Source organism: Acidomonas methanolica, from assembly GCF_004346035.1.
Lineage (GTDB): Bacteria > Pseudomonadota > Alphaproteobacteria > Acetobacterales > Acetobacteraceae > Acidomonas > Acidomonas methanolica.
On record NZ_SLZN01000012.1, the window covers coordinates 1 to 23,992 of the forward strand.

Annotated in this window: 16 protein-coding genes; 9 read left to right on the forward strand and 7 right to left on the reverse strand. The window is 57.9% G+C overall.

Going from position 1 to position 23,992, the window contains the following annotated elements; translation table 11 throughout:
* On the forward strand, positions 1 to 348 hold a 348-nt coding region (locus EDC31_RS10035; RefSeq protein ID WP_132127027.1), incomplete at its 5' end, for a DUF3363 domain-containing protein.
* A gap of 180 nt (positions 349 to 528) precedes the next feature.
* On the forward strand, positions 529 to 942 hold the full coding sequence (locus tag EDC31_RS10040; protein WP_456304091.1) for a ribbon-helix-helix domain-containing protein: 414 nt from the start codon (positions 529 to 531) through the stop codon (positions 940 to 942).
* Between the two features lie 366 nt (positions 943 to 1,308).
* Here the strand turns inward: EDC31_RS10040 and EDC31_RS10045 are convergent, their stop codons facing one another.
* From EDC31_RS10045 to EDC31_RS10055, 3 genes are all read right to left on the reverse strand, one after another.
* Positions 1,309 to 1,758: a phosphate-starvation-inducible PsiE family protein gene (locus tag EDC31_RS10045; RefSeq protein ID WP_042058427.1), complete on the reverse strand. Its 450-nt coding sequence runs from the start codon at positions 1,756 to 1,758 to the stop codon at positions 1,309 to 1,311.
* A 149-nt stretch (positions 1,759 to 1,907) separates the two neighbouring features.
* Complete coding sequence (locus tag EDC31_RS10050) at positions 1,908 to 3,830, reverse strand: potassium transporter Kup (protein ID WP_052511878.1); 1,923 nt, start codon at positions 3,828 to 3,830, stop codon at positions 1,908 to 1,910.
* 91 nt (positions 3,831 to 3,921) lie between these two features.
* Positions 3,922 to 5,187 carry an outer membrane beta-barrel protein gene (locus EDC31_RS10055; protein WP_081797562.1) on the reverse strand — a complete coding sequence of 422 codons (1,266 nt, stop codon included), beginning with the start codon at positions 5,185 to 5,187 and terminating at the stop codon, positions 3,922 to 3,924.
* Positions 5,188 to 5,549: 362 nt separating this feature from the next.
* Here EDC31_RS10055 and EDC31_RS10060 point away from each other — a divergent pair, with 362 nt between their 5' ends.
* From EDC31_RS10060 to EDC31_RS10085, 6 genes are read left to right on the forward strand one after another with little or no spacing between them, the layout of a single operon-like run.
* Entirely contained in the window at positions 5,550 to 5,639 is a 90-nt protein-coding gene (locus EDC31_RS10060) for a K(+)-transporting ATPase subunit F (protein WP_077813867.1), read from the forward strand.
* Between the two features lie 3 nt (positions 5,640 to 5,642).
* A complete protein-coding gene (gene kdpA / locus EDC31_RS10065; protein ID WP_042058423.1) occupies positions 5,643 to 7,349 on the forward strand; it encodes a potassium-transporting ATPase subunit KdpA in 1,707 nt (568 codons plus the stop codon).
* Positions 7,350 to 7,382: 33 nt separating this feature from the next.
* Complete coding sequence (gene kdpB / locus EDC31_RS10070) at positions 7,383 to 9,482, forward strand: potassium-transporting ATPase subunit KdpB (protein ID WP_042058420.1); 2,100 nt, start codon at positions 7,383 to 7,385, stop codon at positions 9,480 to 9,482.
* A 13-nt stretch (positions 9,483 to 9,495) separates the two neighbouring features.
* On the forward strand, positions 9,496 to 10,110 hold the full coding sequence (kdpC, locus tag EDC31_RS10075; RefSeq protein WP_042058417.1) for a potassium-transporting ATPase subunit KdpC: 615 nt from the start codon (positions 9,496 to 9,498) through the stop codon (positions 10,108 to 10,110).
* A 3-nt stretch (positions 10,111 to 10,113) separates the two neighbouring features.
* Positions 10,114 to 12,795, forward strand: coding sequence for a sensor histidine kinase (locus EDC31_RS10080; protein WP_042058415.1), 2,682 nt, complete (start codon positions 10,114 to 10,116; stop codon positions 12,793 to 12,795).
* Positions 12,792 to 13,478, forward strand: a complete 687-nt coding sequence (locus tag EDC31_RS10085) for a response regulator (protein WP_042058412.1) — start codon at positions 12,792 to 12,794, stop codon at positions 13,476 to 13,478. The genes EDC31_RS10080 and EDC31_RS10085 overlap by 4 nt, the downstream gene beginning before the upstream one ends.
* Positions 13,479 to 13,617: 139 nt before the next feature.
* Here the strand turns inward: EDC31_RS10085 and EDC31_RS10090 are convergent, their stop codons facing one another.
* Together EDC31_RS10090 and EDC31_RS10095 are read right to left on the reverse strand one after the other, a co-directional pair.
* Positions 13,618 to 15,312: a recombinase family protein gene (locus EDC31_RS10090; RefSeq protein WP_042058410.1), complete on the reverse strand. Its 1,695-nt coding sequence runs from the start codon at positions 15,310 to 15,312 to the stop codon at positions 13,618 to 13,620.
* A 13-nt stretch (positions 15,313 to 15,325) separates the two neighbouring features.
* A complete protein-coding gene (locus EDC31_RS10095) occupies positions 15,326 to 15,514 on the reverse strand; it encodes a hypothetical protein (RefSeq protein WP_042058432.1) in 189 nt (62 codons plus the stop codon).
* Positions 15,515 to 15,755: 241 nt separating this feature from the next.
* Between EDC31_RS10095 and recD2 the strand changes: the two genes are divergently transcribed.
* Positions 15,756 to 17,942, forward strand: a complete 2,187-nt coding sequence (gene recD2 / locus EDC31_RS10100; protein ID WP_132127029.1) for an SF1B family DNA helicase RecD2 — start codon at positions 15,756 to 15,758, stop codon at positions 17,940 to 17,942.
* Between the two features lie 98 nt (positions 17,943 to 18,040).
* Here recD2 and EDC31_RS10105 read toward each other — a convergent pair whose 3' ends face one another.
* Together EDC31_RS10105 and EDC31_RS10110 are read right to left on the reverse strand one after the other, a co-directional pair.
* Entirely contained in the window at positions 18,041 to 20,155 is a 2,115-nt protein-coding gene (locus EDC31_RS10105; RefSeq protein ID WP_081797785.1) for an AAA family ATPase, read from the reverse strand.
* A gap of 223 nt (positions 20,156 to 20,378) precedes the next feature.
* The gene (locus EDC31_RS10110) at positions 20,379 to 23,678 is read right to left on the reverse strand and encodes a DEAD/DEAH box helicase (protein ID WP_042060798.1); all 3,300 of its coding nucleotides are present in this window, start codon (positions 23,676 to 23,678) and stop codon (positions 20,379 to 20,381) included.
* Positions 23,679 to 23,992 lie beyond the last annotated feature (314 nt).

Genomic DNA, 23,992 nt, shown 5'->3' on the forward strand with positions numbered 1-23,992 from the left:
GACCGTGGGGATGCCAGCCTCACCCCGGAGGGCATGGTCCGCTATCGCAGGAACCTGCTGGCGACGCTGGAAGGGCGGGAGGTGGAACGGGTCGGACAGGTGATGGCCGAAAAGCGGGGGAAGTTATGGCGTCCGCTCGATCGCTTCGAGACCATTCAGGGCACGCTGAAAGGCCCGGTCGATCTGGCCAGCGGGCGCTTCGCGGTGCTGGAAAGCGGACATGAATTCTCGCTGGTGCCCTGGAGACCGGAGATCGGGAAACAGCGCCAGAAGGAGATGGCCATTTCCATGGACGAGCACGGTGGTATCTCGTGGGAGCTGGGTCGGGGCAGGGGGCTTGGCTTGTAGCAGGATGCCCCCGCGAGTCGTTTCGGAAGGCAGACAAACACCGACAAAAGCCGCCAATTTTACGCCAGGCTACGCCCCCGTACGATGCCGATCGAACAAGGGTTTGCGCCACAAAAATTCCGCGTCAATCTGTCATCGGACCTCCAGATCGGGAGCACGGCGATGGTCAGACGGCAGCGGATGAACGTATATTTCGAGCCGGGCCTGCTGAAGCAGGTCGAGGCGCTGGCCGAGCGCCGGAAAGTGTCGAAATCGGCGGTGATCGAGGCGGCGGTGCTGTCGCTCGTGTCCGGCGAGGACGATGGACGCCGGGATGCGGCCCTGTCGAAGCGCCTGGACCGGCTCGGGCGGCGGATCGACGATGTGGACGAGGCCGTCGCCGTGCTGGGGGAAGCGTTCGCGCTCTATACCCGTGCCTGGATGAGGCACCAGCTTCCCATCCCGGCGAACGAGAACGAGGCCGCGAAGGATCGGGGCGCGGAGATGTATGCCCGGTTCAACGAGGTATTGGTCCGGCGGCTGGCGAAGGGGCAGCGGTTCCTACATGATCGGGTAAGGGATGTCGCAGGGCAGAAAAGAGGAAACGATATGTAAATTGCTGCCAGCGCTCACGAGGCGTCCGCAAAATGATACCCGATAAGTTTCGCGACAGTTCCAGCGTGAGTTTGGGCGAGATCGTGATCCTCGCAGTTATTGACATGAAGGTTGGATAAAGGTGGGAGTTCGGTAAACTAGGCAATAGGCGATGCCCAGCGGCGATGCCACTAATAGGATCATTATCGCCTCCTAGCAGGAGCGTAGAAGCTTCGATCGACATTATCTGGTCTGAAAGATATTCCCCCGATGTCTGCGATCCATGATGCTGCACGCGGATATGCTCGATAATAATCCGTTCTCCATTTTGAGTCGCCAAGATCAGAGAACGGAACGAAAGCGTTTAGATTAGTGGACAGAATTAACTCAGAAATTGTCTGATTGCAAAGCAGGAGGCTGCGGTTGGTATCGAGGCTGTATAAACCAATAAACCAGGCCTAAGGAAAGAATGGCGGCGGAAAGGCCAAGCATTTCGTTGAAGTCGATTTCTTTTAGATCGAGAACGATAAACTTTCTGACGGTCGCCAATATGCCGATAAGGAGAATGGGCTCGATACGAATAATGCCATGCTGTTTTCCTGCTGACGGCGTAATAAATGATCTTTTGAATTCAAGTGCAATTAGAATTGTAAAGAACATTCCAAAAACTGCTTGAAGGTTCTCAGGTGTGGTCGAGTTTATTCCGCGATCGGCAAGAATTACTACGATCGACACGGTGAGATGAAGAAGGGAAACGCTCGCGATCAACATGATGATCGCGCTTAGTGTCGTCATCACACACTGTTCGAACAGATCAAAAATACGTTCTTTGAACATATTAGAAAAAATTCCTCTGATTTTCGACGGGAATACCTGCCTTTATTTCAGTCGAAGCAGGTCATGTTTCTCTTTAAATTTTTACTATATTTTCCATGCATCTTATTTTTTGTCGGTATACCGCGCCGTTTCATACGGCGCGGTGATCATCAGATACCGATACGGACGCCCAGTTCGACAACCCGATCGAGTGGTATACGCAAGAAGTCCGTGACGGGCGTTGCATTTCGCGTCATGAGAAGAAACAGCGCCATGCGCCAACGTGAGATCTGGGACGGCTGCGCACGGACCAGCAATTCACGCGACACGAAATAGGAGGCCTGCGGCAAGTCGAAACCGGTATCCCCAACCTGTAGTTGAGCAAGAGCCACCGGAAGATTCGGCATTTCCATGAAGCCATAACAAAGCATGACCCGATAAATGTTTGGCGCGATCTCGGTTACTTCGGCCCGCTGGTCGGGCGCCACCTGAGGAATGTTGACGTTCCTGACCGTGAGAAGAATAACGTGATCATGTAATACCTTGTTGTGTTTGAGATTATGAAGAAGCGATGTCGGAATGTATTCAGGATTTGCCGTCATGAACACACCCGTCCCTGGCACACGGATAATGCTCCGGGAATGAGGAAGACGCGCAATGAAAGTTCCTACCGGCATCGCATCATGCTGTTGCCGTGAGAGAACAAGGCTTCTCCCTTTTTTCCATGTGAACATCATCATGATCAAAACGGCTGCTAGCAGAACCGGCACCCATCCGCCTTCAATGATTTTCAGAGTGTTCGAGGCGAAAAAAATTCCGTCTATGATAAAGAAACCGCCGAACACGGTGATGGTCGCCCAAGCAGACCATTTGTACCGGTCTCGATAAACAACAGCAGCGAGAATACAGGTGCAGAGAAATGTGCCGGTTACGGCAATGCCATAGGCCGACGCCAGAGCCTCGGAACTACGGAACGCGATGACGAGAAGCAACGCGCCCACCATGAGCGAATGGTTGAGACCAGGCAGGTATATCTGGCTTTCTTCCGTGGGGTTTGTGTGCATGATCCGCATGCGCGGCACATAACCGAGTTGGATTAATTGTCGGCACAGGGAAAACCCTCCGGATATGCACGCCTGGCTGGCAATGACTGTGGCAATTGTCGATATGATGATCATAGGGATCTGAAGCCATTGCGGCCCCAGCAGAAAGAACGGATTGGAGATCGTTGCCGGATCAGAGATCAGCAATGCCCCTTGACCGAAATAATTGAGTGCCAGGCAGGGCAGGACAAAAAACAACCACGTTTCGCGAATGGGCCTGCGCCCAAAATGGCTCATATCGGCATAAAGGGCTTCGGCACCGGTCACGGCGAGGACTACGGAACCAAGGGCCAGGAACGACAGATAACCATGCCGGGCGATGAACATGATCGCATAGGTAGGTGAAAGTGCAAGCAGGATCGTAGGGTGGTGAAGGATGGCAAGAATGCCTAAAACCCCAATCATCAGAAACCAGAGTACCATCACCGGACCAAAAATGATGCCGATCTTGCCCGTGCCATGAAACTGGATCGAGAACAGTCCGATCAGAACGGCAATTGATAAAGGGACAACAAGATGGCTCGCGGCCGGAAACGAAACCTCGATGCCCTCGATTGCCGAGATGACCGAGACTGCTGGTGTAATGATGCCATCGCCAAAGAACAGGCAGGCCCCTATGACACCGATCATTCCAAGAAGCAGCTTGACGGATTTACGCTTCGCGTTCTGCTGCGCCAGAGACATCAGAGCGATAATGCCACCCTCGCCATTATAGTCGGCGCGCATGACAAGAATGACGTATTTTACCGTCACGACGAGCATGAGCGTCCAGAACAGGAGGCTTTCAACTCCCAGCACCTCGCTTGCGGAGATAGTTCCGTGATCCGATACGACTTGAGCTGTCGTGCGCAATGCATAAAGCGGGCTGGTACCGATGTCGCCGAACACGACCCCAAGCGCGCCTAATATCGCGGCAAAGCCGGCAGGACGAGCATCATGTCCCGCTGACCCCTTTCCGCCCTGAACGGCGACCGGTGCTGTTAAAGACACTATCTCATCTCCAGTAATATTGATTGATCAAGCCGAGTATTCCGTGCATGCTTTTTGATCTGTGCATCGCAGTGTGAAGAATTACCTGTCATTAAAAGCCGAGCACCGCATCTGCGCCAAAGGTGAACTGGCCTGTGTTGCGCAGGTCGTTGAAGGGCGTCGTGCCATTGAGGGAGCGATCGAAGCGTATTTCCGGGCGAATCTCGAACAGCTTGACGTGGTGTCCGAAGGCCGGATGCCAGTTCGCGCCGAGCGTGAGCGCGCCATAAGTCGTGGGTGGGGCAGACTGGGTATACGCGCTCTTGCCCAACGTGGCCCGGATATAGGAGGTGTCGCCAAGGAACGAGGTGACGAATAGGCCCGTATTATCGCGATAGATCTCGCCGCGATAGTTCAGCGTGAGGCTTGGTGTGATCTGATAGCTCACATAACTGACGAAGCTGTAAGCATCCGCGCGAAGGCCATCGTCATGCATATAGTTGAACTCGCCGGTCACGGAGAGCTTGTCGTTGATCTTGTACGTTCCGTTCAGGTCGTTCCAGAACCTCTGGGAAGAATTGGCCTGTTTGCCCAATGTCCGGATGGCGTCTTCCGGGCCGACGCGGCCGAGATAAGTAAAGGAAAATTTTCCGCCAAGCAGCCCGCTGCCATTGACGCCGAAATAGCCGGCTGCCGCGTGATTGTTGTCGCCTCCACCAAACGAGACCTGATTACCGGTATCGACACCGAAAAGCGCACTGAAATGGTCATCGACATGCCATTGGAACATCCCGCCGACATGTTCGAAGGTGGTGGAATACTGGGTCGTGTAGGATAGCGTGTAGAAGGGCCTCAGTGAGGGATCATAGGATTCCACACCCATTGGAGAAGTGAGGATACCTGCTTGCATATCCAGCCCGTGCCGGGTCAGCCAGGGCAGATGCAGGTCAAGATGCGCCTGGGGGAGGATGAACTGGTAGCGACTGGAAATCGCGTTCGAAGTAATCCCGGCTATCTGGAAGTAACGTGCATCGGCACCATACATACCCTGAAGAAAAAAACCGATCTGATAGTCATGTGCTGTCGTATCGACAGCGCGGTTGACCGTCAGAAGAATCTGGTCTAGCTGCGGTTGATTGGCGCGATCGCCGAAGAACTGGCCAAAATTGACGCCGTTATCGGGTCGGGCGGGATTGGCGTTGATGCCTCCTTCAATCTGTGCGCCGTAGGTGATGGACTTCGCCCAGCTTCCGAGATCGGAAGCGAAGGCACTGGGCACGGCCCAATGCGACGCTGCCAGCAAGATCATCGTGGCGAAACCGAGCCGACGGACCATGTCCCGGTTTGCCCCGACTTCAGATAGCTGCGGTGCAAGCATGATTTTTACGCTGCCCACCGAATAGAACGTCCCGCGCAATCGTCGGAGACGCTGCAGACTATAAGCCACATATTTCATATCAGCGATCATTCCCGGCTCGAGATTTTCTTAGCCGAGTAGGCATCGGGTCATGGGTCTGACAAGAGCAAGGGCCTTTCCGTCGCCCATTTTCACCCGAATTCCTATGAGATTCATATATTGCGGCGGCGAACGCCCTCTCTCTTTCCTATGCGGATGCTGCGATAACATGTTTTGGCAGAAGGAATGGATTTCTATGCTTGATGTTCTTTATTGCGGACTTGGAATCGTGGGTTTTTTGATTTCCCTGGGCTTCCTGTCCTTTTGTGAACGGATCTAGCGTCATGTCGCTTGATTTCATTTTAGGCGGCGCGGTGACCCTTGGCCTTCTGGTCTACGTCTTCTTTGCGCTGGTGCGTCCGGAAAGGTTCTGAGAAATGACGATCACTGGCTGGACGCTCATAGCCGCCTTCCTGGTCGCGACGGTTCTCCTCACTCCCGTTGCCGGTAATGCCATGACGCGTGTGATGGGCGCGTCCATGGGAGCCGTCGGACGCTTCTTCAGACCGTTGGAGGCAGGTCTCTACAGGCTTGCCGGGATAGATGCGGCCCGGGAACAAAGCTGGTGGGGCTACGCCCTCGCCATGCTGGTTTTCAAGCTGGTCTGTTTCCTAGTGGTCTACTCATTCTTGCGCTTGCAGGCGCATCTCCCCCTCAATCCGCTTGGTCTCGGCTCGCTGACACCGGATCTTGCTTACAATACCGCCATCAGTTTCATGACGAATACCAACTGGCAGAGTTACGCCGGCGAGACGACAATGAGTTATCTCAGCCAGATGGCGGCGCTGACGGTGCAGAATTTCACCTCGGCCGCCGCGGGTATCGCCATTGCGTTCGCCGTATTTCGGGGGTTCGCCCGGGGTAGTGCCAAGACGATCGGCAATTTCTGGGTCGATCTGACGCGGATCACGTTGTATGTGCTGGTCCCGGGAAGTGTAGTCCTGGCCTTATTCCTCGTATGGCAAGGCGTGCCGCAAACCTTCTCGAATAGCATTGCGGTCACCACGCTCGAAGGCGCGCACCAAACCATTGCTGTCGGGCCGGTCGCCTCGCAGGAAGCGATCAAGATGCTGGGAACCAACGGCGGCGGGTTCTTTAACACGAACTCGGCGCATCCGTTCGAGAATCCCACACCTCTTACGAATTTCATCGAGATGCTGGCAATTTTCGTGATCGGGGGGGGGCTGACCTCCGCTTTCGGGCGCATGGTGGGCGACAGGCGGCAGGGATGGGCGGTGTTCTCCGTCATGGCGGCGCTGTTCGTCGTGGGTGTGGCCGTGACTTACTGGGCCGAAGGGCACGCCAACCCGGCATTCGCGGCGCTTGGCGTTGATCCGGGCTTGGGCAACATGGAAGGCAAGGAAACGCGGTTCGGGATCGCGGCGTCCTCGCTGTTCGCCACTGTGACGACCGATGCTTCCTGCGGTGCGGTCAATGCCATGCACGAGAGCTTCCTGCCACTGGGCGGGATGGTTCCGCTGGTCAATATGATGCTTGGCGAGGTGATCTTCGGCGGCGTCGGCTCGGGAATGTACGGCTTCCTGCTGTTCGCGGTCGTCTCGGTGTTTATCGCAGGGCTGATGGTCGGGCGCACACCAGAGTATCTCGGCAAGAAAATCGAAGCGCGCGAGATCAAGATGACCATGCTGGGCATCCTGGTACCCCCCATGATGATCCTCACGATGACAGCCATCGCCATAGTTGTTGCTCCAGGCACCTCTGCAATGTCCGCCAGCGGTCCGCATGGCTTCACCGAGGTGCTGTATGAATACACGTCAGCCGGCGCTAATAACGGCAGCGCCTTTTCCGGTCTGACGGCCAACAGTTTCTGGAATATCACACTCGGAATCACGATGATGATCGGTCGGTTCTTCGTCATCATTCCCGCGCTGGCCCTCGCGGGTTCGCTCGCCGCCAAGAAGACGGTTGCACCCTCTGTTGGCACGTTTCCCACCCATGGCGGGCTGTTCATCGGTCTCGTGATCGGCGTGATCCTGATCGTGGGAGGCCTGACCTTTCTGCCTGCCCTCGCCCTCGGTCCTATCGTCGAGCATCTCGCGATGGGCGCCGGTACGCTCTATTGACGGGATAGCATCATCATGACTGTTCAATCTATAATGCCGGCTCATGATGGACCGGGCGGAAAAGAGAGTGGCCGCAATCCGGGCCGTTCGAGTCTTCTGCGTGCCGATCTTCTGGTGCCCGCGATCCGCGAGAGCTTTCGCAAGCTCGATCCGCGTGTCATGTGGCATAACCCGGTCATGTTCGTCGTAGAGATCGTTTCCACACTGACCACGATCCTGCTGCTCCGCGACCTTGCGACGGGAGCACCGCATATTGGCTTCGCCATCCAGATCAATCTTTGGCTCTGGTTTACGGTGCTGTTCGCGAATTTTGCCGAAGCCGTCGCAGAGGGGCGCGGGAAAGCTCAGGCGGCAAGTCTTCGCCGGGCACGGACGGATGCGACGGGTAAGCGGCTTCTGCCCACCGATACTGGCAAATGGTCCTATGCGGGTGTGTACGAAGAAGTGCCCGCGCCCGAGCTTCAGCCCGGCGACGTGGTGCTCGTCGAGGCGGGTGATTTCATGCCGAGTGACGGTGAGGTGATTGATGGTGTCGCCTCAATTGACGAGTCCGCGATTACTGGCGAGTCAGCGCCGGTTGTGCGGGAGAGCGGTGGCGATCGTTCTGCTGTCACTGGTGGCACACGCGTCCTGTCGGATTGGATTATCGTCAGAATTACCGCCGCGCAGGGCTCAACCTTCCTGGACCGCATGATCGGGCTTGTCGAGGGGGCGCAGCGACAGAAAACGCCCAATGAGATCGCTCTCAATATTCTGCTTGCGGGACTTACGCTCGTCTTCATCTTCGCGATTGCGACGATTCCGTCTTTCGCCGCCTATGCCGGCGGACAGATTCCCGTTCTTGTGCTGGTCGCGCTGTTCGTGACGCTCATTCCGACCACCATCGGCGCGCTGCTTTCGTCCATCGGCATCGCAGGCATGGATCGGCTGATCCGCTTCAATGTGCTCGCCATGTCCGGTCGAGCGGTGGAGGCAGCGGGTGATGTCGATACGCTGTTGTTGGACAAGACCGGTACGATCACCATAGGCAATCGTCAGGCCTCGGATTTTCTTCCGGTTCCGGGTGTGACGGAACAGGAACTCGCGGACGCGGCCCAACTTGCCTCGCTGGCCGATGAGACCCCGGAGGGGCGTTCAATCGTTGTGCTGGCGAAGGAGCGTTTCAACATCCGTGCCCGGGAAATGGCACAGGCCGGGATGCAGTTTGTTCCGTTTACCGCCCAGACCCGCATGAGCGGCGTTGACATCGGCGAGCGTTGCATCCGCAAGGGAGCCGTGGACAGTGTGCTGGCCTATCTTGGCAATCCGGCAGATGCTTCCGCCCAGGCGGCGATTGCGAACGCGGACACCGTGGGACGCGCCGGGGGCACGCCGCTGGCCGTGGTGGACGACGACAGGTTGCTCGGGATCGTGGCGCTCAAGGACGTCGTCAAGGGTGGCATTCGTGAGCGTTTCGCCGAATTGCGCCGTATGGGTATCCGCACGGTCATGATAACGGGCGACAATCCTCTCACGGCCGCTGCGATCGCTGCCGAAAGTGGCGTGGACGATTTTCTTGCTCAAGCCACGCCAGAAGCCAAGCTCGCATTGATTCGCAAGGAACAGGCTGAAGGCAAGCTTGTGGCCATGTGCGGCGACGGTACCAACGATGCTCCCGCCCTGGCGCAGGCGGATGTCGGTGTGGCGATGAACACCGGCACAATGGCTGCCCGCGAAGCCGGAAACATGGTCGATCTCGACAGCGATCCGACGAAGCTGATCGAGATCGTGGGGATCGGCAAACAGCTCCTGATGACACGCGGCGCGCTGACCACGTTCTCAATCGCCAACGACGTGGCGAAATATTTCGCCATCATCCCGGCCATGTTCATAGGCTTTTATCCGCAGCTCTCGGCGTTGAACGTCATGCGCCTAGGCACGCCGCAGAGCGCCATCCTGTCAGCGATCATCTTCAACGCCCTCATCATCATCTTTCTTATTCCCCTTTCGCTCACGGGGGTGCGCTATCGCCCCGTCGGGGCGGCCGCGCTCCTGCGACGCAATCTTCTCGCTTTCGGTGTTGGCGGTGTCGTGGCGCCGTTCGTCGGCATCAAGCTGATCGACCTGCTCGTCAACGCGCTTGGCATCGCCTGAAGGAAAAAGTTCCATGCTTCGCGAACTGAGACCCGCCCTCGTCCTGTTTCTCTTCCTTTCCGTTGTCACTGGCGTGCTCTATCCGCTGGCCATCACAGGGGCCGCAAGCGTCCTTTTTCCGCGACAGGCGGGGGGAAGTCTCGTCCTTGTGGATGGCAAGCCGGTCGGCTCTGAACTCATCGGGCAGAATTTCACCTCGCCGCGCTATTTCCATCCCCGCCCCTCAGCTACCAGCGGTCCAGATCCGGTCGATGCGTCGAAATCGGGGCCGCTGCCCTACAATGCCGCAGCGTCCGTGGGCTCCAACCTCGGTCCGACCTCGAAATCTCTCGTGGACAGGGTCACGGCAAGCGTCGCCGCGCTACGGGCTGAAAATCCGGAGGCCGTCAGAGAGGGGCTTGCCATTCCGGCCGATCTGGTGACGACGTCGGGCAGCGGTCTGGACCCGGACATCTCACCCCAGGCCGCCCGGTTCCAGGTGTCCCGGATCGCTGCGGCCCGGAAACTTCCTGAGGAGAGGGTACACGACCTGATCCTGCGCATGACCCAGGCGCCGCTGGCGGGAGTGCTTGGAGAGCCGCGTATAAATGTCCTGCGGTTGAACTTGGCACTTGATGCTATGAAATAGCTGATGGAGGACCGTATCGACAGACCCGATCCTGATGCGCTTCTGCGCCAGACCACCCATGAAATGGGCGGGACGCGCGGTCGGCTAAAGATATTTGTCGGCGCGGCTCCCGGCGTGGGCAAAACCTTCGAGATGCTCACGACGGCGCACCGGCTCATAAGGGATGGCGTCGACGTCGTGGTGGGCATCGTCGAGACACACGGGCGATCCGAAACTGCGGCCCTGCTCGACGGTCTGGAGGTCGTGCCCCGTCGTGTCGTGGCTTACCGGGGCCAGATGCTGACTGAGATGGATCTGGACGCGATCCTCGCCCGTCAGCCCCGGCTGGTACTGGTCGATGAACTGGCGCATACGAATGGATCGGGCAGCCGTCATCCGAAACGCTGGATGGATGTCGAGGAGCTACTCGCTGTCGGAATTGATGTCTTCACCACGGTCAATATCCAGCATCTGGAGAGCCTGAACGACATCGTTGCCGGTATTACCCGGATTCGCGTACGTGAAACCGTGCCCGATACTGTGATTGACCGGGCCGACGAGATCGAGTTGATTGACCTGACGCCAGCCGACCTTTTGCAACGGCTGCGCGAAGGCAAGGTCTATACGGCGCCGGCGGCGGCGCGGGCGATGCGGAATTATTTCTCGCCGGGAAATCTGACCGCGTTGCGCGAACTTGCACTGCGACAGACCGCGCGGCAGGTCGACGCCCAGTTGATCGACCATATGCGCTCCAACGCGATCAACGGTCCATGGGCAGCGGGAGAGCGGATTCTTGTCTGCCTCACGCTTCAGGATATTGATGGAAGCCTGCTACGCTATGGACGGCGGCTCGCCGAACGGTTTCACGCACCCTGGACGGTGCTGCATGTGGAGACCAGCCGGGAAGCTGGTGTGACAATTCGTCAGCGCACGGCAAGCCAGATGCATCTCGCGCAGTCGATGGGTGCGGAGACGGTCACGATACCGGGCCAGGACGTTGCGGCCGAGACACTGGTCTGGGCGCGGCGCCACAATATCACGCAGATTGTCGCCGGACGTCCCGTAAGCAGTCCCTGGACAAACTGGCTGATGCCATGGGCTTGGGCATCGGTAACGCGTATTCTGGCCGACCGGGCTGGAGATATTCCGGTCCATGTCGTGGGGGCGACCGATGTTGATGGCGACGTAGAACAAAGGTCGGAAAAGCGCCCGCTCGCCTTCAGTCCCTATATCGCGGCGACCGGCATTGTGGCTGCCGCACTTGTTCTGTCTCTAGCGCTTCGTCATGGGATGGAGGTTCAGAATGTCTCGCTGACATTCTTGACAGCCGTGCTCGGTGTTGCTCTCGGCTTTGGCTTATGGCCCTCACTCTACGCCTCGGTCATGGCCGTGCTGTTGTTCAATTTTTTCTTTCTGCCGCCACTTTATACGTTCGTTATATCTTCGCCCGATAACATCGCGGCTCTCGTTTTTTTTTCCATAACCGCCGTCACGGCCAGTCACCTTGGCAATCGGGTCCGTGCGCAGGCGATCGTTGCGCGGCATCGGGCGGAGATTACCGAGTCATTGTACGAGTTCAGTCGTAAGCTCACCGGCATCACATCCATGGATGAGCTTTTGTGGACGACCTGTCGGCAGATCGCCGAAATGCTCGACCGGCAGATCGTCATTCTTCTGCCGCACGACGACAAACTCATCATCCGCGCCAGCGATCCGCCGGAAAAAAGTTTGGACTCTGCTGACCTCGCGGCGGCGACATGGGCGTGGCGACATGATCGTGCGGCGGGACGGGGCTCCGATAATCTTCCGGGTGCACGTCGGTTGTTTGTGCCATTGCGGACAGCACGTGGACCTATCGGGGTGATTGGTTTGGATTCTGATGGTCCCGGACTCCTGCTCGGGCAGGAGCAGCAGCGTCTCGTCGATGCGTTGGGCGATCAGACTGCACTCGCGATCGAGCGCATCGTCTTGTCACAGGATCTCGATCAGGCGCGTTTGCACGCGGAAACCGAACGTTTGCGTGGGGCGCTTCTTTCATCGATCTCGCACGACCTGCGCACACCGCTTTCCTCCATCCTCGGGGCGGCGTCCAGTCTCGATAGTTATGACGCTCTGCTGGATGACAAGGATCGGAAAGAGCTTCTGTCCACTATTCGTGAGGAAGCTGAACGCCTCTCGCGTTTCGTCGCTAACTTGCTCGACATGACGAGGCTGGAAGCCGGAGCTCTGACCCCCGCGCGACAACTCTGCGATCTGGGCGAGATTGCCGGAAGCGCGCTGGCGCGTGCTGCCGTGATTCTCCGGCATCATCACGTATCGCTCAAGGTCGCACCCGATCTGCCACTGGTCCCGCTGGATGACGTTCTCGTGGAGCAGGCATTATTCAATATTCTCGATAACGCCGCGAAATATACTCCCGAGGGCAGCATGGTGATGATCGAAATCGCACGAAAAGGGGGAAGTATCCGCCTGCGTCTGACCGACGAAGGCCCTGGTCTGCCCGCCGACAATCCTGAACGGGTATTCGACAAATTCACACGTATCCAATTCTCGGATCGGCAGCGACCGGGAACGGGACTTGGTCTCGCGATCGCTAAAGGATTTGTCGAAACTGCGGGTGGTTCGATCACGGCGGAAAACCGTCCTGATCGCACCGGTGCCGTGTTTACGATAAGTTTTCCGATTGTAGCGGAGGTATCAGGATGAGTGCGCCGCGTGTCCTCGTTGTCGATGACGAACCCGCCATCCGGCGTCTTCTGCGAACCAGTCTCGCGACCCAGGACTGGCGCGTGATCGAGGCTGGAAACGGCATGAGCGCGCTGGCGGCGGTGAAAGCCGAAGAGATCGATGTCGTGCTGCTTGATCTGGGACTTCCAGACATGGACGGTATCGAAGTCATTCGCCAGATACGCCTGACGTTGCCCACTTTGCCGATTGTCGTACTTTCGGTGCGCGATGACGAACGGGGCAAAGTGGCTGCCCTGGACCTAGGAGCGGATGATTATGTTACCAAACCTTTCGGCATGGCCGAGCTGATCGCCCGGCTGCGCGCCGCGCTCAGGCATGCCCTTCAGAAAGAAGGCACGATTCCGCTCTATGTCTCAGGTGATCTCAACGTGGATCTCGTTCGTCGAATTGTGACCCGTAGCGGCGATGAAGTCCATCTTTCGCCGCGAGAATGGGATATTCTACGACTCCTGATCCGTCATGCAGGACGTGTCCTGACCCATAAGCATATATTGGGGCAGCTTTGGGGGGCGAACGGAGATGTCCAGCAGTTAAGGGTGTATATTCGGCAACTGCGCCAGAAGTTGGAAATTAACCCTGAGAGGCCGCAGCACATTATCACAGAGACTGGGGTTGGGTACCGTCTGACCCTTGTGGAGTGAGGTCATTCGGACGCTGGGTAGCTTTGTGAGTAGATGTATAATTCTTGGGTAGTTGCTTCGCCTTCTTAGTATTAGCTTTCATAGGCCGCAAATAGACACTTGTCCGTATTTAAAGTGTTAAAACATTGAAATATCGTAATTATATTTTGATCTGAAGTGAATGTCGGTATCGGCCAAACCGTGCCCCCGCAACCATCTGAAATTGCGATACCAACGCGTCACGAACCCCAGGCCGGAAACAGCCTGGGGTTTTCGTTTGTCCGCTGCCCGACGCCATCGTCAGAATACCAGCCAGATCGCCCCGGACGTCGATCTGGAGGCCCTTGTCGGACGGCGTGAGGATGATCGCCTCGATCAGGGAGCGGATCACCTCGGCCGCCTCCTGTCGCTTCTCGTCCAGCTCCGAATGCAGCATATCGTGCAGGCGCGCGAGCTGTCGGTGGTAGAACTCCGCCATCTGCGGATGGAGCAGGGGAGGTGGTGCCTCAGCGGTCGCAAGGAACTCTGTCAACTCCGCCTTGCGGGCTTCGAGCTTGGATCCGCGCTCCTTGACCGTCGCGATCGAGATCGCTTCCGAGAGGTAGAGATCCATCAGTCGCTGGATGTCGCGCTCGACCCGCTTCAGTTCTGATTCCGCCGCGCCGATGTCGGCGGAGGCTTCCATGCGCAGCCGGTTCATCTCGGTGGTGAAGGCCGTGCAGAATTCGGCAAATAGCTCAGGATCCATGAGATGGTGGCGCAGGGCGTCGAGCACGCGCCGCTCCAGCTCATCGCGCCGCATGTTGGTCCGGTTGTCGCAGGTGCCCTTGTTGCGGGCCGTTGAGCAGCCGAGCAAGGTGCCGGAGATCATCGAATAGCCGCCACCGCAGCAGCCGCATTTGCTCAGGCCGGAGAACAGGTAGCGTGGACGGCGTTTCTCGCGGAAATGGTCGGGCGATGACGTGTCGCGCGTGTCCCGGCTGGCGCTGACGCTGGCCTGCCGCGCCTTGACTGCATCCCACAGGTCCTGGTCGACGATCCGCAGATCCGGCACCTCCTGGATCACCCATTCGGAGGCCGGATTGGGGCGGGCCTGTCGCTTGCCGGTGTCGGGATCCTTGATGAAGCGCTGCCGGTTCCACACCAGCCTTCCCACGTACATCTCATTATTGAGGATACCGATGCCGCGCGCCCGGTTGCCAGTGATGGTCGAGAAGCCCCACGCACCACCGCCCGGTGCCGGGATGTCCTCGTCGTTGAGGCGGAAGGCGATGGCGCGCGGCCCCAGTCCGGCCGCGAAGTCTCGGAAGATGCGACGGACAACGTCCGCCTCATACGGGTTGATGGTACGGTCGCCCCGGATCGGCTCGCCATTGGCGTCGAGTTTCCGCACCACATCATAACCATAGGCGTTGCCGCCGCCCGACTTGCCCTGTTCGACACGGCCGCGCAGGCCGCGATGGGTCTTCTCGGCGAGGTCCTTCAGGAACAGGGCATTCATCGTGCCCTTGAGGCCGACATGCAGGTGCGACACCTCTCCCTCGGAGAGGGTGACGATCCGCACGCCGGCATAGTTCATACGTTTGAAGACGCCAGCGATATCTTCCTGGTCGCGGGACAGGCGATCCATGGCCTCGGCCAGCACGATCTGGAACCGTCCGCGCTGTGCGTCGGCGATCAGCGCCTGAATACCGGGCCGCATCAGGGAGGCGCCCGAGATAGCGTGATCGGTATACTCCTCGACGATGGTCCAGCCCTGTTTTTCCGCGTGGGTGCGACAGACCCGAAGCTGATCGGCGATCGAGGCGTCGCGCTGGTTGTCGGACGAATAGCGGGCGTAGAGCGCGACCTTCATGGCGAGGTATCCCTTACGGTCCGGAGCGGCGGCGCTGCTCCTGTTGCTGCGACCGGAACCAGTCTCGTGCGGCACGACGGGCCATGAGGCGGACCAGCGCTATCAGGCGCGGGTCGGGGGCATCGGGTCGCAGGACGAGCCGCAACTCGGGCTCGGGCGGCCGATACGCCGGGGCAATGGACTGGCTGGGTCTGTCCGTCATCGTTGCTCTCTTCCGACCGTATGGCAAGGAAAACAGGCACACGATCCGGACAGATGACTGTTATTTCAATGGAAAACCGTAATATGGAAGATCGCGTCGGTGCGTGCTCTAGAGTACGGAATCGTAGTTATGGGTAGTCCCGGAAAGATGCGCGTCGTACAAATACTGGCTTACGGCGGCGGCACGAGAGGGGAGGGCGAGTCATGAGCGAGACGGGAGTGCCGTTCTTCTGGCAGGCCGGATGAGCGGACGCGCCACCGACTCTTCGCCCATGGAAGCGCTGGCCGGCCTCGTGGAGCGGGTGACGTTCCACAATGCCGAGAACGGCTTCTGCGTTCTGCGGGTGAAGGTGCGGGGGCAGCGCGATCTGGTCACTGTTGTCGGCCATGCCGCCATGATCTCGGCGGGCGAGTTCGTGCAGATGTCGGGCCGCTGGTTCAACGATCACACCCACGGGCTCCAGTTCAAGGCGGAGTTCCTCAAGGCCAGCCCTCCCACCACGGTTGAGGGCATCGAACGCTATCTCGGTTCGGGCATGATCCGGGGCATTGGTCCCGTCTATGCGAAGAAGCTGGTGAAAGCGTTCGGTGAGGCCGTGTTCGATCTGATCGAACAGGAGCCCGGCCGTCTCCGGGAAGTGACGGGCATCGGCCCGAAACGCGCTGAAAGGATCGTCGCGGGCTGGGCGGATCAGAAGGTGATCCGCGAGATCATGCTGTTCCTGCATAGCAATGGCGTCGGCACGTCGCGGGCGGTCCGGATCTTCAAGACCTACGGGCAGGACGCGGTCAGACTGATCAGCGAGAACCCCTATCGGCTGGCGAAGGACATTCGGGGTATCGGATTCAAAACCGCTGACCAGATTGCCCGGAAGATGGGGATCGCATCCGACGCGATGATCCGGGTGAGAGCCGGGATCTCCTACGCGATTGGCGAGGCGATGGATGAAGGGCATTGCGGTCTGCCGGTCGGGGAACTGCTGACCAGCACCGCCGAACTGCTGGAGGTTGCCGTCCCTCTGATCGAGACGGCCCTCGCGCTGGAGCTGGAAGCGGGCGACGTTATTGCCGACAGTGTTGGCAAGACGGGCTGTCTCTTTCTTGCTGGTCTCTATCGCGCGGAGCAGAGCATCGCCGAGCGGTTGCGTGCCTGCGCCGTGGGTCGGGCGCCCTGGCCGGAGATCGATGCTGAAAAGGCCATGACCTGGGTGGAAACGAAGACCGGGCTTGCGCTCGCGCCCAGCCAGCAGGAGGCGGTGCGCCTGGCCTTGCGCAGCAAGGTGCTGGTGATCACCGGCGGTCCCGGTGTGGGCAAGACAACGCTGGTCAACGCCATCCTGAAGATTGTGACGGCCAAGGGTACGGATGTGCAGCTTTGTGCGCCGACGGGACGGGCAGCGAAACGCCTCTCGGAAAGCACCGGACTGGAGGGCAAGACCATCCATCGGCTGCTGGAGACCGATCCGGCCAATGGCAGTTTCAAGCGGGATGACACTAACCCGCTGACCTGCGATCTGCTGGTCGTGGACGAGGCCAGTATGGTCGACGTGCTTCTGATGCGGTCCCTGCTGCGCGCGTTGCCTGACAGCGCAGCGCTGCTGATTGTCGGCGATGTAGACCAGTTGCCGTCGGTCGGGCCGGGGCAGGTGCTGGCCGATATCATCGGCTCGGGCGCCGTACCGGTGGTGCGGCTGACCGAGGTGTTCCGTCAGGCGGCGCAGAGCCGGATCATTACCAACGCGCACCGGATCAATGAAGGGAAGATGCCTGAACTGAGCGCGGAAGAGGGATCGGATTTCTACTTCGTGGAGGCGGCCGACCCAGAGATCGGACTGCGCAAGCTGCTGGCTGTGGTGAGGGACCGCATTCCGGCACGGTTCGGGGTGGACCCGGTTCGGGACGTGCAGGTGCTCTGCCCGATGAACCGGGGTGGACTTGGCGCACGGTCGCTGAATATCGAATTGCAGCAGGCGCTGAACCCACCAGGCGAGGTGAAGGTCGAGCGGTTTGGCTGGACCTATGGGCCAGGCGACAAGGTGATGCAGATCGCCAACGATTATGACCGGGATGTCTTCAACGGAGATCTTGGCGTCATCGACAGGATCGATATTGAAGAAGGCGAACTGACGGTTTCATTCGATGGACGTGAGGTCGTGTATGGTTTCGGGGAACTGGATGAACTGGTGCTGGCCTACGCCACGACCATCCACAAGAGTCAGGGATCGGAATATCCGGCGGTGGTGATCCCGCTGGTGACGCAGCATTACGCCATGCTCGCGAGGAACCTGCTCTACACGGGGGTGACACGTGGCCGGAAACTCGTCGTGCTGGTGGGCCAGAAGAAGGCGCTGGCCATCGCCGTGCGTAATCAGGGCGGAAGGCGACGATGGTCAAAGCTGAAAGAGTGGCTGGCGGATAGCGCCGCATGATGGAGCTGTATTTCCAAGTCTATTTTGTATGAAAGAAGAACTTCCAGCATCCACATTTTTCTCACGCATTGAAGACGTCCGCTCACCTGGTCGCGGAATCAGCCTGCTCCAGATGTGCCTTTTTTTGCCGTCGAGGCCGCGATTACTTCAAACAGTGAGGTCCAACGAGCCAAAGTCTCTGTATCGAACGTGGTGGAAGGTAAAAGTGCACGTTCTTTGGCACGCCGTGCGACCTCAACCTTCCAGCCGGATGGTAGTTCGATTTCATTCTCCTGCGCCCACGCCTCAATCTGCGGAACAATGGGAGCGCCTGCGCGAACAAAATCTGAAAACGACGTCTCAGGTCGTCGCTCCCATCGATCAATAACACCTGCCAGAAATTCGGAAGAAAAAAGATCCTCAATTTCAGAGTTGGGATATCCGACGAAGTGATCGGTAATTATAACGCGCGCCTTTGCAGATTGATAAACTCCATTCTGTAAATCACGAGACATTTTCTGTCCCGCTGCGTCGCCATCGAGCAATACGTAAGGTAGTTCTTCATTCCGTCCAGCGAGGACGCTGGCGATAACCTTTGCATTGTTCGCGCCGTGAGCTGGCGGGAAAACCAGTTCTCTCTTGGGAGAAATACATTTCTCGGCAATAAGTATAGTCTTAATTGCAGTCAGGTAGTGCTGATCTGAAGGGCCTTCGACGATCACGGGTAGACAGCCGAGCAAGATGCTTTCGGCAATCGACATATTTAAAGCAGAGTAGATCGCGTATGTCGCGCCTTGTTGGCGCGGGTCACTGTTTCCTCTCCGCAAATCTGCTGACGCCTTCGTAGAACCATCTTCCGACACAAACACTTTCCTAACTCTGTCAAGTCGATCGGCATCTACCATAAACGGAGAGTGTGTCGTGAAAATTAGCTGATTTGTGCGTGAGAGATTATCAAAAAAGTCAGATAGATCACGTTGTGCTAATGGATGAAGCGACAGTCCGGGTTCGTCAAGTAGCAAGATTGAGTTCTTATGTTCGCGCTGCCCTTCAACAAGGAAGACGAGATAAAAGCAAAGAAACCATTGTAGACCGGTACTGCGATCTTCTAACTCGACCTTTTCGGGCCGTTTGCCGTCACTTACCCAAATTCGAAAGTGATCGCCATCAGCTTGGAAGGAGAAGATGTAATCTCCTTGCTTCCACCAATCTGCAAAACTCTTTGTTAGGCGTGTTTCAGCGGAGTTAAGGAGATTTGTTCGTTCTCGCTTTTTCTCGGCGATTTCTGCAATCTCTTCGTCAGTCGGATGTCTTTGAGTATTTCGAAAATCACGGCCAAGCTCAAGGATTTCTTCTGGCTTTAAACCGACAAAATCAAACAGTACTCTCAGTGTACGGGCTTTGGCTTCTTCCTTTCCTCCTAAATCGCTTCGAGCTAAATTATCAACTACATGTGGAAGATAAATTTCCGCATCCAGATTGCCATAGTTGGAGTAATAAACAAATTTTGGTAGTGCCGCTAATATCTCTTTAAATACTTCTCCAGAACTTTCTGGAGGTGGAAAGCTGAGGGCGTTCTGATGACTACCCAACTCTTCAAGAAGATGTCGAAAACGCGGAACGATAATACTGGTTGCAGCAGCAAGATTGTCTGGATCGGCGGCACGCAACCGATCATTTGTCTCAACGAGCTGGTTCGCAGATATTTCTTCAAGTTTATTGATAATGTTTATTTCTGTGGCGATTGCATCGACAATGGCGTCTTTTTGCGACGCTTCACGTGCGCGAGCGGCCATACCGACGATTTCATCGTGAGCGTTCTGAAGAAGCGTTACGAGCGATGTAGAATGCAAATCTTTCGGTGGAACATATAATGGAAAATTGATTCGAAATGCGCCAGAGAAGTCTTTTGAGACTTGAGCAATTCGTAAATGCTCCACTTTGTGGCCGGAAATTTTCGCAAGATGATCAGCTAGGGGCCCTGTTTCGAATTCAGCGTTAATGAATATGTAATTTTTTGGATTTTTCCGAATGTCGGTGTAGTCGCCTTTTGGGTAATCTGAGTTTGGCTTGAGTTCTCCTTCTCCGGCCGGGTTAAGCTTCCAAAGTGGCAGGAGAAGATTCGTCTTTCCGGACTCGTTAATTCCAATGAGTGCTGTCACTCTATTGGCGTCGATCCACCCGCTGTCAGAGACCGAGCGGAAGTTGGTAACTCGATAGCGGATCAAATGCATTTTAGCCTCTCGGTCATTTGAGTAATTGTAACAAAAAAACTCAATGGAGCAAATGGGATCATTACTCGATTGAGCTGTTACAGGATTTTGACGTTGTCGAAGTGAGCATTGGCTTTATGCGGACCATAGGACATTGATGTGCGGAGGCAGTAGGCTATAATAGAATACATCTTGCGGTTTCTGTCAGAGAGTGCCTGCTTGTCATGCTTGTGGTGATCTCGTTTTACGAGACAGCTCCCAGTGTTTTTTGCCCGATCCATTCTTCGGGTGAAATATCGGGAAATGACTCGGCCGCACGTGCAAACACCCCGGCACCCCGCCACTCTTCGTGGTTTCCAACGATATAGAGCACACGTTTCGCCCGCGTCGCGGCAACATTGAGTAGGTTCGGCGTGCCGCCGGCCCACGTCCGTGATCCAGGCCGCGCGCCACGTCCAGCCCCCAGCATGAGGATGACGGCCTCGGCCTCCTTGCCTTGGAAGGTATGGACCGTGCCGATGTGACGCTCAATCCAGTTCTCCCGATCAGCTTGGCTCAACGCGGGTAAGACGCCTGGCGTCCGGGTTAGCAATTGCCGCAGACGCATCGCCGGCACACGGAACGGGGAAATGACATAGAGATCCGGCCCCTTGGGCTGCATACGGCAGAGTTCGGCAATCGCGGTGGTGATAAGCTGTCCCTCTGCCTCGACCCACTTGCCGCTGGAAGGGGCATCCACATCGACCCACGCGCTCGGTCCCAACCTCTCGCGGATAGCCGATCGACCTATGCCTGTGGCGTGGACCATGCGTTCGGCATAGGCGATCTGGTTGGCAAGATCGAACATCGGCTTCTCGCAACGGCGATGCACAAGGAGGGGCATGCCAGTGTCCCGGGTCATCGGACCTCCAGAAACTGGATTTTCAATCGGGAAACGCCCTTGGATTATGCTTGCGCGGTCAGCCAGAACCTGCGCCGAGACCTTCGGTGCCGCCCAGGGTTCCGCAAGCAGATCGTTGCCTTGGAAAATCAGGGCCGTCGTATATTCGGGTGTGGTTACCACCGGTTCGATTTGAAGCGGATCGCCGATCACCACGGCGCGCCGGGCGCGCCAGAGGGCTCCGACCGCCTGTTGCGGGGCAGCCTGGCCCGCCTCGTCGATCAGCAGCCAGCCGATCGACGCTTCTCGGAAGGTCTGGAACATCCGACCGATCGACGCAAAAGTCGAGGAAACAACAGGCACTAGCAGGAAGAAGTAACCCCAGTCCTGCGCGCTCGCATTTGCCGAGCCGTTGACGACCGTGTTCAACGCTCGCTTGAGAGGTTGGGCACCAGCAGCTACAAAGGCATGATGCAGACGAATTGACGCGACGAACAGTTCGTCGCGTGCCTGACGAAATCGCCCGCCATTCCATGGGCTGCTTTTCTGGAAGAGATCGTCTGGTTGTGACCAGAATCCAGGACTAGGGAAACAATCGCCAAGTTCTCGTCGACCGTCTTCCAGTCGCTGCCCGACCCGCGCCGCCTGGGCCAGCAGTGTTTCCAGACGACCTTCCGCTTCGGTATATCTTTTACCCAACTGCTTTTCTTCGGCGGTCGCAATATCGAGCCGTGCCTTGGCATCACGTGTCGTTCGTTGTGCTTCTTCCAGCCGAACAACCTGCTCGCGGATCCCGCTTTCATGCCTCTTCCACGCTTGGGTACGCAGCATTTTCGACAGAAAGGAGGGTTGAACAGAGGCTAGGGCGGTAAGTTTTGTAGCCTCAAGCCTTTCGAGCCGATCAGCTTCATCTACCTGATTTTGTGCTGCCATTGTCGCATGCGATGCGGCCTCGTGATCCAGCCGGAACTGCTCGCGCATCTCGCTAGCCTGTGGTAGTTCCGTCTCTGCCTCGCGCAAGGCATCTCCTGCTTGCGACAGCGCGACCAATTCGTCCCGCAGCCTTCGGCTACGGTCGCAAGCTTGACGGAACGCGTCCCTGGCTTCCCGCCATTGTGCCATGGCTTCTGGATTTCTTGGTGGCGGATCAATTTCTGCCAGTTTGCCAGGCTTGCGCTCCCTGAGATGCTGTGCATTCGGCCAGGCCGCGCGATTGAGCCAGTCGTTCAGGCCCCATTCCTCGTTCCACCAGACACGGTCGAAGAATTGATGCCGGTTTTTTGCCCGGCCCAGCCGGGCCGCGATCAGGCCCCAGGCCTGTTTCGCAGGTTCGGCGTCCTGCTTCAGTCCAAGCAGATGGGTGGCGGTATGCCCGAAATGATCGAGGCCTTCGTCCCGCCAGACAGATTCGTCGAGCGCTTTCTCGCGGACGGGTAGTTCGAGGCTGATATTCTCGACGGCAGCGTTGTTGCTGCTGGCGACGACGATGGCGAAATCCATCAGGTCGAGATCGCCGACACCCTCCGACGGCGTCTCGATATCAGCCAGCTTCTCGGCGCGCGCGACCATCACTTGTGCGACCAGATCGCGTAGCAGGGTTGTTTTCCCTGTGCCGGGAGGTCCGTTGATGGCCGCAAGACCTTCCGTTGCGAGGTCGCGGGTGACAGCGTTGACCGCTGCCTGTTGCAGGAGGGTAAGCGGATGTAGGCCGGGGCCGGGCCAGCGGCCGAGGGGAAAGAGGTCGGGCGAAAGGAGGGTCGCCAGCCGTGCGCGGTCGGTTAGCGCGTCCCAAGGTGCGGTAGGCGGGTGCAAGCCAAGATAGGCGGAGAGGGCAGGAGGAAGAGTGTCCGCATCGCGCAGGGCGCGGCCGAGGTCCGGCAGGTAGAAGCTGGAGAGCAGGTCGCCATTCGGCGCATTGACTTTCTCGCTCTCGATCACGCACGGTACGGGGATCCAGAGATCCTTCGGGACACATAACGCCTCCGCGAGTTCATCGGCGACGCCATGTAGATCCGTCCAGGTCAGGGAGCGCGGCTGCCCGCCGGACCCTGGTGGGGTGAGGAGGTCGGCAAAACGAGACTGCAGATCCTCTGCCTCACGATCCCATTCCGCGAGGCCGGAAGGACTGCCGCCGCTGAGAATATGGCCAACACCCCAGGCAAAACTGGCGATGGCCAGCGTGTCGGGCACTATGATACCCCATTCGTCGAGCACAACGCTGGCGGCGATCACGTTGCCCTTCTTGGTGGATCGGTCGGTCTTGTCTTCCTCGTCAGGGTCGTTTTCGCCAATGGCGGTGTTCAAGCGCTCGAAGGATGCGCGGGTAGGCATGGCACCAAGAATGACGTTGTACCAGCGCCGTTTAACACGCTCCTTTTTCGAGGTTTGTGATTCCGACGGTTTCTTCGGATCATTCTCGACGGAGGCGATCGGCGGCTTTGGAGGGGGATCGGGCAGGATCGGCCAAGGCGTGGAGTCGTCCGGCCGAGGCGGGTGCCAGAGGTCCGGACCGTCGGTCGCGTCGGTTCTCCGGTTCCTGATGCGGCCTTCGCGATCCGCAGCCACGTCGTTCCAGCCGGACTCTCGCGTGGCTTGCGGGGTCAGGACTTCCAGCGCGATCCAGGAGCGCAGGACACGGTGTACGGTGTCTGGTGTAACGGACATGAATGCATCTTCACCCCCGTAACGCAATGAAACAAGTCACATATGGCTGTCGAGGGATATTTGGTCAGGTGATCTGAATTGCATCCGAAATCGATCAAGGGAGAAAAAGGGCTAATGGCTCTGCCCTCGCGCCGGCAAGGGTGCGCGTCAGCAGGCTGACGCCGCCCGACGGGGTGTCCCCGATCTTCCTGCGCTACGCTCCGTGCAGATCTGGCGATACCCCTCCCCATCGGTCGCCCTTGCCGTTGCTACCCCGCTGCTCGCCGCGAGGCAGAGGAACAGCGGGGGCTGTTCCTCGCGGAACAAAGGGCAAA